Origin of the sequence: Jannaschia sp. R86511, from assembly GCF_042466345.1 — a bacterium.
Taxonomy (GTDB): Bacteria; Actinomycetota; Actinomycetes; order Actinomycetales; family JBBAYJ01; genus Aquipuribacter.
In genome coordinates, this window is sequence record NZ_JAXHCD010000001.1 from 2,860,315 (window position 1) to 2,873,640 (window position 13,326).

13 protein-coding genes and 1 riboswitch are annotated in these 13,326 nt (G+C 74.4%); of the genes, 12 read left to right on the forward strand and 1 reads right to left on the reverse strand.

Features of this window, described 5'->3' with window-relative positions:
• The first annotated feature begins 129 nt into the window (after positions 1-129).
• The 12 genes from SJY06_RS13425 to SJY06_RS13480 all read left to right on the forward strand — a co-directional run bounded on the left by SJY06_RS13425 (position 130) and on the right by SJY06_RS13480 (position 11,951).
• Entirely contained in the window at positions 130-1,263 is a 1,134-nt protein-coding gene (locus tag SJY06_RS13425; protein ID WP_380168042.1) for a sugar ABC transporter substrate-binding protein, read from the forward strand.
• 115 nt (positions 1,264-1,378) lie between these two features.
• Positions 1,379-2,161 carry an ATP-binding cassette domain-containing protein gene (locus SJY06_RS13430; protein ID WP_380168043.1) on the forward strand — a complete coding sequence of 261 codons (783 nt, stop codon included), beginning with the start codon at positions 1,379-1,381 and terminating at the stop codon, positions 2,159-2,161.
• A complete protein-coding gene (locus tag SJY06_RS13435) occupies positions 2,158-3,420 on the forward strand; it encodes a sugar ABC transporter permease (protein ID WP_380168044.1) in 1,263 nt (420 codons plus the stop codon). The genes SJY06_RS13430 and SJY06_RS13435 overlap by 4 nt, the downstream gene beginning before the upstream one ends.
• 122 nt (positions 3,421-3,542) lie before the next feature.
• Positions 3,543-3,672, forward strand: a riboswitch (FMN riboswitch).
• An 85-nt stretch (positions 3,673-3,757) separates the two neighbouring features.
• Positions 3,758-4,855, forward strand: a complete 1,098-nt coding sequence (gene ribD, locus SJY06_RS13440; RefSeq protein ID WP_380168045.1) for a bifunctional diaminohydroxyphosphoribosylaminopyrimidine deaminase/5-amino-6-(5-phosphoribosylamino)uracil reductase RibD — start codon at positions 3,758-3,760, stop codon at positions 4,853-4,855.
• The gene (locus SJY06_RS13445; protein ID WP_380168046.1) at positions 4,855-5,454 is read left to right on the forward strand and encodes a riboflavin synthase; all 600 of its coding nucleotides are present in this window, start codon (positions 4,855-4,857) and stop codon (positions 5,452-5,454) included. The genes ribD and SJY06_RS13445 overlap by 1 nt, the downstream gene beginning before the upstream one ends.
• Positions 5,451-6,851 (forward strand): GTP cyclohydrolase II, encoded by a 1,401-nt coding sequence (ribA, locus tag SJY06_RS13450; protein ID WP_380168047.1) that lies wholly within the window; start codon positions 5,451-5,453, stop codon positions 6,849-6,851. Before SJY06_RS13445 ends, ribA begins: the two co-directional genes overlap by 4 nt.
• Positions 6,848-7,357, forward strand: coding sequence for a 6,7-dimethyl-8-ribityllumazine synthase (gene ribH, locus SJY06_RS13455; RefSeq protein ID WP_380168048.1), 510 nt, complete (start codon positions 6,848-6,850; stop codon positions 7,355-7,357). Before ribA ends, ribH begins: the two co-directional genes overlap by 4 nt.
• A gap of 145 nt (positions 7,358-7,502) precedes the next feature.
• Complete coding sequence (locus SJY06_RS13460; protein WP_380168049.1) at positions 7,503-7,670, forward strand: hypothetical protein; 168 nt, start codon at positions 7,503-7,505, stop codon at positions 7,668-7,670.
• An 88-nt stretch (positions 7,671-7,758) separates the two neighbouring features.
• A complete protein-coding gene (locus SJY06_RS13465) occupies positions 7,759-10,299 on the forward strand; it encodes a bifunctional FO biosynthesis protein CofGH (RefSeq protein ID WP_380168050.1) in 2,541 nt (846 codons plus the stop codon).
• An 11-nt stretch (positions 10,300-10,310) separates the two neighbouring features.
• Positions 10,311-10,574: a phosphoribosyl-ATP diphosphatase gene (locus SJY06_RS13470; protein WP_380168051.1), complete on the forward strand. Its 264-nt coding sequence runs from the start codon at positions 10,311-10,313 to the stop codon at positions 10,572-10,574.
• A complete protein-coding gene (hisG, locus tag SJY06_RS13475; protein ID WP_380168052.1) occupies positions 10,574-11,464 on the forward strand; it encodes an ATP phosphoribosyltransferase in 891 nt (296 codons plus the stop codon). The genes SJY06_RS13470 and hisG overlap by 1 nt, the downstream gene beginning before the upstream one ends.
• A 7-nt stretch (positions 11,465-11,471) precedes the next feature.
• Positions 11,472-11,951 (forward strand): PH domain-containing protein, encoded by a 480-nt coding sequence (locus SJY06_RS13480; RefSeq protein WP_380168053.1) that lies wholly within the window; start codon positions 11,472-11,474, stop codon positions 11,949-11,951.
• A gap of 91 nt (positions 11,952-12,042) precedes the next feature.
• Here the strand turns inward: SJY06_RS13480 and SJY06_RS13485 are convergent, their stop codons facing one another.
• Positions 12,043-13,254 (reverse strand): osmoprotectant NAGGN system M42 family peptidase, encoded by a 1,212-nt coding sequence (locus tag SJY06_RS13485; RefSeq protein ID WP_380168054.1) that lies wholly within the window; start codon positions 13,252-13,254, stop codon positions 12,043-12,045.
• Positions 13,255-13,326 lie beyond the last annotated feature (72 nt).

The window sequence follows — 13,326 nt, forward strand, 5'->3', positions numbered from 1 at the left end:
TTTCCCGGGCCTACCGTCGGTCCACCCCGTAGGGGCCCCGAGGGCTGTTCGACTGCTCCCTGCAGCACGAGCCCAGAGGTGCACTGTCGCATCCAGGAGGCTTCACCCATGAGAACAAATCGTGCTGTCGTGGCAGCGACCGGCGTCGTGCTCGCCCTCGCGGTCGCCGCGTGCGGCGACTCCGGTACCGCCGACACCGACACCGACGCAGGTGCCGCTGGCTCCGAGGCGCCCGCCGACGACGCGAGCGACCCGGCGACCGACGAGGCCGCCGGTGGCAGCGCGGAGGGGGGCACCGTCGGTGTCATCCTCCCCGACTCCGCCAGCTCGGCCCGGTGGGAGACCGCCGACCGGCCCTTCCTGCAGGAGGCCTTCGAGGCCGCCGGCGTGACGGCCGACATCCAGAACGCCAACGGCGACACCGCCGCCTTCCAGACGATCGCCGACGGCATGATCAACGCCGGCGTCGACGCCCTGCTGATCGTGAACCTCGACTCCGAGACCGGCACGGCCGTCATCTCCGACGCCGCGGCCGCGGGCATCCCCGTGATCGACTACGACCGCCTTACCGTGGGCGGCGGCGCCGACTACTACGTGTCCTTCGACAACGTGGCCGTCGGCACCACCATCGGGGAGGGCCTGGTGACCTGCCTGCAGGACGCCGGCACCACCGAGGGCGACGTCGTCCTGCTCAACGGCTCGCCGACCGACAACAACGCCACCCTGTTCAAGGAGGGCTACCAGGCCGCCATCGAGGCCGCCGGCTACGGCATCGCCGACGACCAGTCGGTCCCGGACTGGGACAACACCCAGGCCGGCACCATCTTCGAGCAGATCGACACCAACACCAACGGCGAGTACGTGGGTGTGGCGTCGGCCAACGACGGCCTCGGCGGGGCCGTCATCTCCGTCCTGGAGCGCAACGGCACGGCGGGCACCATCCCCGTCACCGGTCAGGACGCCACCGACGAGGGCCTGCAGCGCGTGCTGCTGGGCACCCAGTGCATGACGGTCTACAAGGCCGTCCGCGCCGAGGCCGAGGCGGCCGCCGAGCTGGCCATCGCGGTCATCTCCGGAGACACCGCCGCGGCCGACGGCCTGGCCACCCAGGACGTCGACGGCACGCCGTCGCTGCTGCTGGAGCCCGTGGCCATCTTCCGCGACAACGTCCAGGACGTCGTCGCGGACGGCTACACCACGGCCGAGAACCTCTGCACCACGCCGGAGCTCCAGGCGGCGTGCGACGAGGTCGGCGTCGAGTAGTCGCGACGCACCGGTGACGGGGGTCGTGGCATCACGCCACGGCCCCCGTCACCGTCCCGCGACCCGCTCACCCGTCCCGCCGTACCGCTACGACCCGTGGCGGAGAGGAACAGACATGGCAGATCCGCAGCCCGTGCTGCAGCTGAAGAAGGTGGACAAGCACTTCGGTGCCGTCCACGTGCTCAAGGGCGTCGACTTCGAGGCCTACCCGGGCGAGGTCACCGCCCTGGTCGGCGACAACGGCGCCGGCAAGTCCACCCTGGTCAAGTCCATCGCCGGCATCCACGCCTTCGACGCCGGCGAGTACCTGTTCGAGGGCCGGCCGGTCACGGTCGAGTCCCCCAAGCAGGCCAACGCGCTGGGCATCGAGGTCGTCTACCAGGACCTCGCGCTGTGCGACAACCTCGACGTCGTGGCCAACATGTACCTGGGCCGCGAGTCCACCTCCGGCGGCGTCCTGGACGAGATCGCCATGGAGCGCTCGGCCACCGAGACGCTCAAGGGCCTGTCGGTGCGGACGCTGAAGTCCGTCCGGGCCCCCGTCTCGGCCCTGTCGGGCGGGCAGCGGCAGACCGTCGCCATCGCGCGCGCCGTGCTGTGGAACAGCAAGATCGTCATCCTCGACGAGCCCACCGCGGCGCTCGGCGTGGCCCAGACCGAGCAGGTGCTGCAGCTGGTGCGCCGGCTGGCCGACCGCGGCCTGGCCGTGGTGCTGATCAGCCACAACATGAACGACGTCATCCGGGTGGCCGACCGGGTCGTGGCGCTGTACCTGGGTCGCACCGCCGCGCAGGTCAAGGCGTCGGAGTCCAGCACCAGCCAGATCGTCGAGCTGATCACCAGCGGACGCAGCGGCGACATCGGCCTGACGGCCGAGGAGAGCGGGGCCGTCGCATGACCGCCGCCGGCACCACCAGCGTCGCCCCGGCGCCGACCCACGACGAGGGCCCGCGCGGGTCGCTCGGCCAGGCCGTCTCGGACTACGTCGCCAAGGTCAAGTCCGGCGACATCGGCTCGCTGAGCTCGGTGCTGGGCGTGATCGTGCTCGTCGTGCTGTTCTCGGTGCTGCGACCGGGCGTGTTCAACACCCCGGCCAACTTCGCCAACCTGCTCAACCAGTCCGCCGCGGTCATCTTCATCGCCATGGGCCTGGTCTTCGTCCTGCTGCTGGGCGAGATCGACCTGAGCGCCGGCTTCACGGCGGGGACGGCCGCGGCGGTCCTCGCGGTGGCGCTCGGCAGCTGGGGGGCGCCCTGGTACGTCGCCATAGTGCTGTGCGTGCTCACGGGGACGCTCGTCGGCCTGCTCATCGGCCTCCTCGTGGCCATGCTCGGCATCCCGTCGTTCGTGGTCACCCTGGCCGCGTTCCTCGGTCTGCAGGGGGTCATGCTGCTGGTCATCGGCACCGGCGGCACCATCCCGGTCCGCGACTCCGCCGTCCTGCGGGTGATGAACACCAACCTCCCGGACTGGGCCGGCTGGGCGTTCTGGGCCGTGGTCGTCGTCGCGTTCGTCGCCGTCGGCCTGCTCAACCAGGCCCGGCGCCGGCGGGCCGGCCTCGCCGTCGGCAACCAGACGCTGTTCTGGGCCAGCGTGGTCGGTCTCGCGGTGCTGCTCGGCGCCGCGGTGTTCGTGCTCAACCTCGAGCGGGCCCGTCCCAACGCGCCCGTCTCGCTGTCGGGCGTGCCGTTCATCGTGCCGGTCGCCGTCGTGTTCCTGGTCGGCCTCACGTTCCTGCTCACCCGGACCACCTTCGGTCGGCACGTGTACGCGGTCGGCGGCAACGCCGAGGCCGCCCGACGTTCCGGCATCAGCGTGGCCCGGGTCCGGATCACCTGCTTCATGATCTGCTCGTCCATGGCCGCGGTGGCGGGCATCCTGTTCGCCTCCCGCGACAACAGCGTCTCCCCGACCACGGGTGGCGCCCAGACCCTGCTGTTCGCGGTCGGGGCGGCCGTGATCGGCGGCGTGTCGCTGTTCGGCGGCCGCGGCAAGGTCCAGAACGCCATCCTCGGTGGCCTGGTCATCGCGGTCATCGCCAACGGGCTGCCGCTGGTCACCAGCGCAGCCGGCATCCAGTTCGTGGTCACCGGCCTGGTCCTGCTCCTGGCGGCCAGCGTCGACGCGATCTCGCGCCGCAAGTCGCTGGTGACCTAGCGCCGTCCTGCACCACACCACGAGCGCGGGCCCGTCGACCACGGCGGGCCCGCAGCCGTGCCCGGGGGCCGTACGTGCGACGGCGGAATCCCCGGGCGTGGCATGCTGTTGGCACGAGAGCAACGCGTGCTCCGGGGTCGGTGAAATTCCGAGCCGGCGGTGACAGTCCGCGACCCGACCGCAGCCAGCGGCCGGTTGACCTGGTGGAAATCCAGGACCGACGGTGAGAGTCCGGATGAGAGGCGCACGCGACGGCCCGGGCACCCGCCCGCGGCCGGTGCCTGGGTAGGCCTGTACCCGACCCCCCGGAGCGCCCTGACGAAGGAGCGCAGACGGGGTGGACACCGGTTCGCACGACCGCGGGGCCACGGCCCACGGGGTGACGGCCCACGGGGTGACCCCTCGGGAGACCGAGGCGATGCTGCGCGCCCTCGACCTGGCTGCCCGCGCCGCCCCCCACGGACCCAACCCCCGCGTCGGCTGCGTCCTGCTCGCCCCGGACGGCCGGGTGCTGGCCGAGGGCCACCACACGGGTGCCGGCGCCCCGCACGCCGAGGCCGAGGCCGTGGCCGCCGGAAAGGCCGCCGGGGTCGACCTGACCGGGGCCACCGCCGTGGTCACCCTGGAACCCTGCTCGCACACCGGACGCACCCCGCCGTGCGCCCGCGCCCTGCTCGAGGCCGGGGTCAGCCGCGTGGTGGTCGGCGCGCAGGACCCGAACCCCGTCGCCGCCGGGGGCACGGCCGTGCTGCGGGCCGGGGGCGTCGACGTCGTCACGGGCGTGCTGGCCAGCGAGTCCACGTCGCTCAACCGCTACTGGACCCACGCCGTCACCCGGGGCCGACCGTTCGTCACGCTCAAGTGGGCGGCGACGCTGGACGGGCGGGTCGCCGCCGCCGACGGCACCAGCCGCTGGCTCACCGGGTCGGCCGCGCGCGCCGACGTCCACGACCGGCGCGCCTGCGCCGACGCCGTCCTGGTCGGCACGGGCACCGCGCTGGCCGACGACCCCTGGCTGACCACGCGCCGGACCGCCGCCGACGGGCGCACCGAGCTGGCCGCCCACCAGCCGCTGCGCGTCGTGCTGGGTGAGCGGGACCTGCCCGCGGGGGCCCGGCTGCGCGACGACGCCGCCGAGACCCTGCAGCTGCGCACCCGTGACGTCGAGCAGGCCCTGACCGAGCTCGCCGCGCGCGAGGTGCGCCACCTGTGGGTCGAGGGCGGGCCCACGGTCGCCGCCGCGTTCCTGCGCAGCGGCGCCGTCGACGAGCTCGTCACCTACGTCGCCCCGGCCGTCCTGGGCGCCGGCGCCCCCGCCGTCGGGGACGTCGGGGTCGGCACGGTCGACGACACCCTCCGCTTCCGCCTGTCCGACGTCACCCGCCTGGGTGGCGACGTGGTCCTGGTCAGCACCCCCGAGAAGGAGCCCGTCTGATGTTCACAGGGATCGTCGAGGAGCTGGGCGACGTCGTCGCCGTCGAGCACGGCGCGGACTCGGCCCGGCTCACGGTGCGCGGGCCGCTGGTCACCTCCGACGCCGTGCTGGGCGCCTCGATCTCCGTCAACGGCGTCTGCCTGACCGTCACCGACGTCGGCGACGACGTGTTCGCCGTCGACGTCATGGCCGAGACGCTGCGGCGCAGCTCGTTGGCGGCGCTGGCCCCGGGGGAGCAGGTCAACCTGGAACGGGCCATGCCCGCGAACGGCCGGTTCGGCGGCCACGTCGTGCAGGGCCACGTCGACGGGGTGGGCGAGGTGCTGGCCCGCGTGCCCGGGGACCGCTGGGAGGTCGTCCGGGTGTCGCTGCCCGAGGCCCTGCGCCGCTACGTGGTCGAGAAGGGGTCGGTCGCGGTCGACGGCACGTCCCTGACGGTGTCCTCGCTGCTGCCGGACGCCTTCGAGGTCTCGCTCATCCCCACCACGCTGGCCGCGACCACGCTGGGGCACCGCGCCGTGGGTGAGCGCGTCAACCTCGAGGTGGACGTGCTGGCCAAGTACGTCGAGGCGCAGCTGGCCCACGGCGGTGCCCGGTGAGCGCCGGGCAGGCCGTCGGCGGGCCCGGGCCGGCCTCGGCCCTGGCGAGCGTCGCGGACGCGGTCGAGCAGGTCCGGCTGGGTCGCCCGGTCATCGTGGTCGACGACGAGGACCGCGAGAACGAGGGCGACGTCATCATGGCTGCGGCCGCGGCCACGCCGCACTGGGTCGGCTGGACCGTGCGGCACTCGTCGGGCTACATCTGCGCCCCGATGCCCGACGAGCTCGCCGACGCGCTGCAGCTGCCGCTGATGGTCGGCGAGGGCCAGGACCCGCTGCGGACCGCCTACACCGTCAGCGTCGACGCCCGCAGCGGCGTGACGACGGGGATCTCCGCGACCGACCGCTCGCGGACGCTGCGGCTGCTGGCCGACCCCGCGACCGTGCCCGCCGACCTGGTGCGCCCCGGTCACGTGCTGCCGCTGCGCGCCCGCCCGGGCGGCGTGCTGGAGCGCAACGGGCACACCGAGGCGGCGGTCGACCTGTGCCGGGCCGCCGGCCTGCCGCCGGTCGGCATGATCTGCGAGCTGGTCGACGACGTCGGCGAGCCGCTGCGGCTGCCCGAGCTGCTCGAGCTGGGCGCGCGCGACGGGCTGCTGGTGCTGTCCATCGCCGACCTGGTGGCGTGGCGCCGGGCCCAGCAGGAGGGTCCCGACGCGGGGTCGACCGGCAGCCGCGGGGCCGTCGACGGGTCCGGCGGCCGGTCCGCGCCGGACGTCCGGCCCCGGGTGCGCCACGTGGCCTCCGCCGACCTTCCCACCGTCGCCGGGTCGTTCCGGGTGCACGCCTACGTCGACAACGTGACCGGGGCCGAGCACCTGGCGATCGCCGCGGCCGGCCCGTCAGGCCCCGCGGGGCCCGGGGACACCCCCGGCCACCGGTCGGTGCTGACCCGGGTGCACTCGGAGTGCCTGACGGGGGACGCCCTGTCCTCGCTGCGCTGCGACTGCGGGCCGCAGCTGGACGCGGCCCTGGCCCGGATCGCGACCGAGGGCGGCGTCGTGGTCTACCTGCGCGGGCACGAGGGCCGGGGCATCGGCCTGGCGGCCAAGGTGGCCGCCTACTCCCTGCAGGACGCCGGCCTGGACACCGTGGACGCCAACACGGCCCAGGGCCTGCCGGCCGACGCCCGCGAGTACGGCGCCGCCGCGGCGGTGCTGGCCGACCTGGGCGTGCAGCGGGTCCGGCTGCTGACCAACAACACCGACAAGGTGACCGACCTCGAGGCCCACGGCGTCCACGTCGACGAGCGCGCGCCGCTGGTCGTCGGCACCGGACCGGACAACATCGGTTACCTCGCGGTCAAGCGCGACAGGATGGGCCACGTGCTCCCGGGCGACCTGCCCGGCAGCGCCCCCGCACGACGCGGGACCACAGGACCTGGGAGGACCGCATGAGCGGCGACGGAGCACCGGCAGTCATCGTGGAACCCGGCTCGGGGGCGGGCCTCAAGGTCGCCGTCGTGGCCGCCAGCTGGCACCCGGAGGTGATGGGCGGGCTGCTCGCGGGTGCGCGTCGGGCGCTGGAGCAGGCGGGCGTGAGCGACGTCGTCGAGGTCCACATCGCCGGGTCGTTCGAGCTGCCCGTGGCCGCGGCCGCGCTGGCGCCGCAGGTCGACGCCGTGATCGCGCTGGGCGTGGTCGTCCGGGGCGGCACCCCGCACTTCGAGTACGTCTGCCAGGCCGCCACCCAGGGCCTGACCGACGTGGCCGTGCGCACCGCGACCCCGGTCGGCTTCGGCCTGCTGACCGTCGACACGGTCGAGCAGGCCCTGGACCGCGCCGGGCTCGAGGGCTCGACAGAAGACAAGGGCGCCGAGGCGGCCGAGGCCGCCGTCAGCACCGTCCTCGGCCTGCGCGCCGCCCTCAAGCGCGGTGGCGCCGTCGGCTTCGGCGTGCGCTGAGCGACCCGCCGGGACGGCGTGCTGGACGTTCCGCGCGGTCCACGCGGGGGCACGACGGCCCCGGGGGCTCGCGCCCGGGGCGGCATGGTCGGACGGATGCGGGGCACGGGGAGGGCACGCACGTCCCACCGACGAGAGGCACCTCATGCATGAGCCCGTCACCCCCGTCGCCGCCGCCGTCCTGGCCGCTCTGCTGCTGGCCGGCTGCGGCGGGAGCACCGACGACCCCGTCCCCACCGGCGGGGAGGTCACCGGTGACACGTCCGTGATCGAGACGCCGACCGGCGCCGCCACCGAGCCGACCACGGGCTGACCCGGCCGGCCGGTGTCGCCCGACCGTGCCGGTCGGGTGCCCCCCGGTACGGACCGACGCACCCCCCCCGCGCGCGTAGGCTCGACCCGTGACCGACCTCCCCGTGCCGCCGGTCCCCGCCCCCGCCCCCACCACCCGTCAGGTCGAGCGCGCGGTCGCCCGGGCCCGGGCCGGCAAGGCGCTGGACGCCGCCGAGGCGACGGTGCTGCTGCACGCCCGCGGCGAGCACCTGGCCGCCCTGGCCGAGCCCGCCGGCCGGGTGCGCGACGAGGCCATGGCCCGCGCGGGCCGGCCCGGCACCATCACCTACTCCCGCAAGGTGTTCGTGCCGCTGACCCGGTTGTGCCGGGACCGCTGCCACTACTGCACCTTCGTCACCGTGCCCCACCGGGTGCCCTCGGCCTTCCTCGAGATGGAGGAGGTGCTGCAGATCGCCCGTGACGGCGCCGCGGCCGGTTGCAAGGAGGCGCTGTTCACCCTGGGCGACCGGCCCGAGGACCGGTGGCCGGCGGCCCGGCAGTGGCTGGACGAGCGCGGCTTCGACGACACGCTGTCCTACGTCCGCGCCTGCGCGATCGCCGTGCTGGAGGAGACCGGCCTGCTGCCGCACCTCAACCCCGGCGTGATGAGCTGGCAGGAGATCCAGCGGCTCAAGCCCGTCGCGCCGTCCATGGGGATGATGCTGGAGACCACGGCCACTCGGCTGTGGTCGGAGCCGTCCGGTCCGCACTACGGCAGCCCCGACAAGGACCCCGCCGTACGGCTGCGGGTGCTGGAGGACGCCGGCCGCCTGGCGGTGCCGTTCACCACGGGCATCCTGGTCGGCATCGGCGAGACCCCGGCCGAGCGGGTCGACTCCCTGCTGGCGATCCGACGGGTCTCGCGCGAGCTGGGCGGGATCCAGGAGGTCATCGTCCAGAACTTCCGGGCCAAGGACGACACCGCGATGCGCGGGACGCAGGACCTGGACCGGGACAGCTACCTGGCCACCCTGACCGTGGCCCGGCTGCTGCTGGGGCCCACGGTCACCCTGCAGGCCCCGCCCAACCTGAGCGACGACGACGACCTGACCGCCTTGCTGGCCGCCGGGGTGGACGACTGGGGCGGCGTGTCGCCCGTGACGCCGGACCACGTCAACCCCGAGCGGCCCTGGCCCCACCTGGACGACCTGACCGCCCGCACCGAGCAGGCCGGGTTCCGCCTGGCGGAGCGACTCACCATCCACCCCGGCTACGCCCGGGCGGCGTTCGGCGAGGCGCCGGGCTGGCTGGACGCGCGGCTGCGCGGCCACGTGGCGGCCCTGATGGACCCGGCGACCGGCCTGGCCCGTGAGGGCGCGATGCCGCAGCCGCTGGTCTGGCAGGAGCCCGACGGCGGCCTGGTGAGCTCCGGGCGGACCGACCTGCACGCGAGCGTCGACACCACGGGTCGCACCGACGACCGTCGCAGCGACTTCGCGGACGTCTACGGCGACTGGGACGCGGTGGGGGAGCGGCGCCACGCCGAGGCCCCGGCCGTGCTCGGCACCGACGACCTGGCCGTGGCCCTGCGCAGGGTGGCCGAGGACCCCGCGGGGCTCAGCGACGAGCAGTACCTCGCCCTGCTGACCGCCGACGGCGCCGACCTGGACGCGGTCACCGGCATCGCTGACGCCGTCCGCCGCGACGTGGTCGGTGACGACGTGACGTACGTGGTCAACCGCAACATCAACGTGACCAACGTCTGCTACGTCGGCTGCCGGTTCTGCGCCTTCGCCCAGCGGGCGAGCGACCCGGACGCCTACACCCTGGACCTGGACGAGGTGGGCCGCCGCGCGGCCGAGGCCCAGGCCCTGGGCGCCACCGAGGTCTGCATCCAGTCCGGCATCAGCCCCGACCTGGGCCCGGGCGCGTACGCCGACATCGTCCGCGCGGTCCTGCAGGCCGCCCCGGGGATGCACGTGCACGCGTTCAGCCCCATGGAGGTGGTCAGCGCGGCCGCCCGCGCCGGCGTCAGCATCGCCGAATGGCTCACCGAGGTCCGCGACGCCGGCCTGGGGTCCATCCCCGGCACCGCGGCGGAGATCCTCGACGACGACGTCCGCTGGGTGCTCACGAAGGGCAAGCTGCCGACCAGCGCCTGGATCGAGGTCGTCGAGACCGCCCACCGCCTCGGCATCCCCAGCAGCTCGACGATGATGTACGGCCACGTCGACCACCCGCGGCACTGGGTCGGGCACCTGCGCACCCTGGCGGCGCTGCAGGACCGGACCGGCGGGTTCACGGAGTTCGTGCCGCTGCCGTTCGTGCACACCAGCTCACCGATCTACCTGGCCGGCCTGGCCCGGCCCGGGCCGACCATGCGGGACAACCGGGCCGTGCACGCCGTGGCCCGGCTGATGCTGCACGGGCGCATCGACCACATCCAGACCTCGTGGGTGAAGCTGGGCGTCGACGGCACCCGGGCCATGCTCACCGGCGGCGCCGACGACCTGGGCGGCACCCTGATGGAGGAGACCATCAGCCGGATGGCGGGCTCGGCCCACGGCTCGGCCAAGACGGTCGAGGACCTGACGGCGATCGCGGCGGGGATCGGTCGCCCGGTGCGCGAGCGCGGGACCACGTACGGGCGGGTCGCTCGGGCCGCTTAGGCTCTACCCACGTGAAGACCTTCGAAGAGCTGTTCGCCGAGGTGTCCGAGCGGGCCGTGACCCGCCCGGCGGGCTCGGGCACCGTCGCCGCCCTCGACGCGGGCGTCCACGCCATCGGCAAGAAGGTCGTCGAGGAGGCCGCCGAGGTCTGGATGGCCGCCGAGCACGAGGGCGACGACCGGACCGCCGAGGAGATCAGCCAGCTGCTGTACCACCTGCAGGTCCTGATGGTCGCGAAGGGCCTCACGCTCGCCGACGTCTACCGTCACCTGTGATGAGCACCGAGGCGATGACCAGCGGACCGAACGGCCAGGCCATGCTGCGCGTCGCCGTCCCCAACAAGGGGGCGCTGTCCGACGCCGCGCACGACATCCTGTCCGAGGCCGGTTACCGCCGACGCCGCGACCCGAAGCAGCTGCGCCTGGTCGACGAGGCCAACGGCGTCGAGCTGTTCTTCCTGCGCCCGCGCGACATCGCCGTCTACGTCGGCAGCGGCACGCTGCACGTCGGCATCACGGGCCGCGACCTGATGATCGACTCCGGCGCCCCCGCCCAGGAGCTGCTGGCCCTCGGGTTCGCGAGGTCGACGTTCCGGTTCGCCGCCCCGGTGGACAGCGGCGTCGCCGACACCGCCGACCTGGCCGGTCGGCGCATCGCGGCCGCCTACCCCGGGCTGGTCCGTTCCTGGCTGGACGAGCAGGGTCTCGACGCGACGGTCGTCGGCCTGGACGGGGCGGTGGAGTCCGCCGTGTCGCTGGGCATCGCCGACGTGATCGCCGACGTCGTCGAGACCGGCACCACGCTGCGCCAGGCGGGGCTGCAGGTGTTCGGCGAGCCGCTGCTGCGCTCCGAGGCGGTGCTGGTGGTGCCCGAGGGCGGGACGACCCACCCCGGGGTCGAGGTGCTGGCCCGGCGGCTGACCGGGGTCATCACCGCCCGGCAGTACGTCCTCATCGACTACGACGTGCGCAACGACCTGGTCGAGGCCGCCGCGGCGGTCACCCCCGGCCTGGAGTCGCCCACGGTGTCCCCGCTGCGCGACTCCGGCTGGTCGGCGGTGCGCGCCATGGTGCCCCGCGCCGACACCAACCGGGTGATGGACGAGCTGTGGGAGGTGGGCGCCCGCGCCATCCTCGTCACGGAGATCCACGCCTGCCGGCTGTGAGCGCGCGGTGACCGAGCGCAAAAACCGGCGCCAGGAGCTGCACCGACCGATCCGGCCGCGCGCCGGGCGCTGGGTGCCGCTGGTGCTGGCCGCCGTCTGGCTGCTGGTCTTCGGCGCCCTGGCGGCGGGCTACCCGCCGTACCCCGGCATCGGCACCGGCGACCGCGTCGGCTTCACGCTGGTGGCCCTGGTCGGGGCCTGGGTGCTGTACCGGTTCGGGTCGGTGGCCCTGCTGCCGGACGAGGACGGCCTGGTCGTGCGCAACGTGCTCGGCCGGCGGCGGCTGACCTGGGCCGAGGTGGTCGGCGTGCGCTACGGCCGCGACTCCACCTGGGCCCACCTGGACCTGTCCGACGGCACCAACGTGGCCGCGCTCGGCGTGCAGACCGCCGACGGGGCCTGGGCCCAGGCGTCCGCGGTCAGGCTGGCGACCCTGGTCGAGCTGCACGCCCGCGAGCTCGGCGGCCAGGACCCCGACCGCGGCTGAGCGCCCCGGCGCCGGGCGGTGTGAGCGCTCCGGTGACGGGTCCCGCCGGCGTGTCGCCGTCAGCTAGCCGCTCTCACCGCCGACCCAGGGCTCAGCCCTGGCCCCGGCCGACGTCGCTGCGGCGGTCGACCTCGGTCGGCTCGACCGGGGTCGGCTGGTCGGCGGTGGGGAAGTCGTCCAGCGTCCCGGTCTCCTGGCTGTCCCAGTCCGCGAAGGTCAGGTCGGTCTGCAGGTAGACCGCCAGCAGCTCGGCCAGGTGCAGCAGGCCGTCCAGGTGCGTCCGCTCGTGGCCGTGGCTGGAGTCCAGACCGAAGCCGAGCAGGGCGGTCCGTGCCTCCACCCCAGACTCCACGGCCGGCGCGGCGTCGGAGCGGTAGACCCGGTACACGTCGCGGACGGCCGGGACGGCGAACTCGTCGGCCAGGGCCAGCAGCCGCCGCGTCAGGTGGTAGTCGTGCGGCCCGGTCGAGTCCATCATGCCGACGGCGACGGCCTCCTCCCGCGACTCCTGGCCCGGGGCGACGACGCCGTTGTCGACGGCCACGATCTCGGCGGTCCCGGCGTCGAAGCCGTGGGTCGCGCCGTGGCCGACCTCCTCGCCGATGGTCACGAGCAGCCGGGCCGTGACCGGCGGGGTGATGCCCGACTCGACCAGGGCCTTGAACGCGGCCAGGCAGGCGGCCAGACCGGCCTTGTCGTCCAGGTGCCGGCTCTTGACGTAGCCCAGCGGGGTGATCTGCGGCGCGGCGTCGAGGGCGACGAAGTCCCCGACCTGGATGCCCAGGGCGGTGAGGCCGGTGACGTCGTACACGGGGGCGTCGATCCGGATCTCGACCTGGTCCCAGCCGATCGCGGCCGTGTCGATCTCGTCGCCGTAGGCGTGCCCGCTGGACTTCAGCGGCAGGACCGTCCCGGTGTAGGTCTTGTCGGGGTCGTCGGTGAGGATCGTCACGTGCGCGCCCTCGGCGAAGCGCGCGGAGTGGGTGCCCACCTGCACCACCTCGAGCCGGCCGTTGTCCTTGAGGCGCTTGACCATGGTCCCGATGGTGTCGGCGTGCACGACCACGGCCCGGTTCACGTCCTCGCGGTGCCCCGGCACGGTCGCCCGCAGCACGCCCCGGCGGGTCAGGTCGAGGGTGACGCCCAGCTCGGCCAGCAGGTCACCGACCCGCTGCATCACCGAGTCGGTGCGCCCGGACGGGCTGGGGATCCGCAGCAGCTCGAGCATGACGTCACGCAGGTAGTCGGCGTCGATGGGCAGGCGGGTGGGCGTGGTCGCGGAGCGGGGGTGCGGGGGAGTCACCCCAGCATCGTGGCAGAGTCCGAGACCCCCCTCGACCGTCCCGGCACGGGCGGTCGCGGGACGGCCCGGACG

What these genes read in the sequence shown, in the direction of transcription:
- SJY06_RS13430 (WP_380168043.1), top strand. Translation starts at nt 1,379, where the DNA reads ATGGCAGATCCGCAGCCCGTGCTGCAGCTGAAGAAGGTGGACAAGCAC.
- SJY06_RS13435 (WP_380168044.1), top strand. Translation starts at nt 2,158, where the DNA reads ATGACCGCCGCCGGCACCACCAGCGTCGCCCCGGCGCCGACCCACGAC.
- SJY06_RS13445 (WP_380168046.1), top strand. Translation starts at nt 4,855, where the DNA reads ATGTTCACAGGGATCGTCGAGGAGCTGGGCGACGTCGTCGCCGTCGAG.
- ribH (WP_380168048.1), top strand. Translation starts at nt 6,848, where the DNA reads ATGAGCGGCGACGGAGCACCGGCAGTCATCGTGGAACCCGGCTCGGGG.
- SJY06_RS13460 (WP_380168049.1), top strand. Translation starts at nt 7,503, where the DNA reads ATGCATGAGCCCGTCACCCCCGTCGCCGCCGCCGTCCTGGCCGCTCTG.
- hisG (WP_380168052.1), top strand. Translation starts at nt 10,574, where the DNA reads ATGAGCACCGAGGCGATGACCAGCGGACCGAACGGCCAGGCCATGCTG.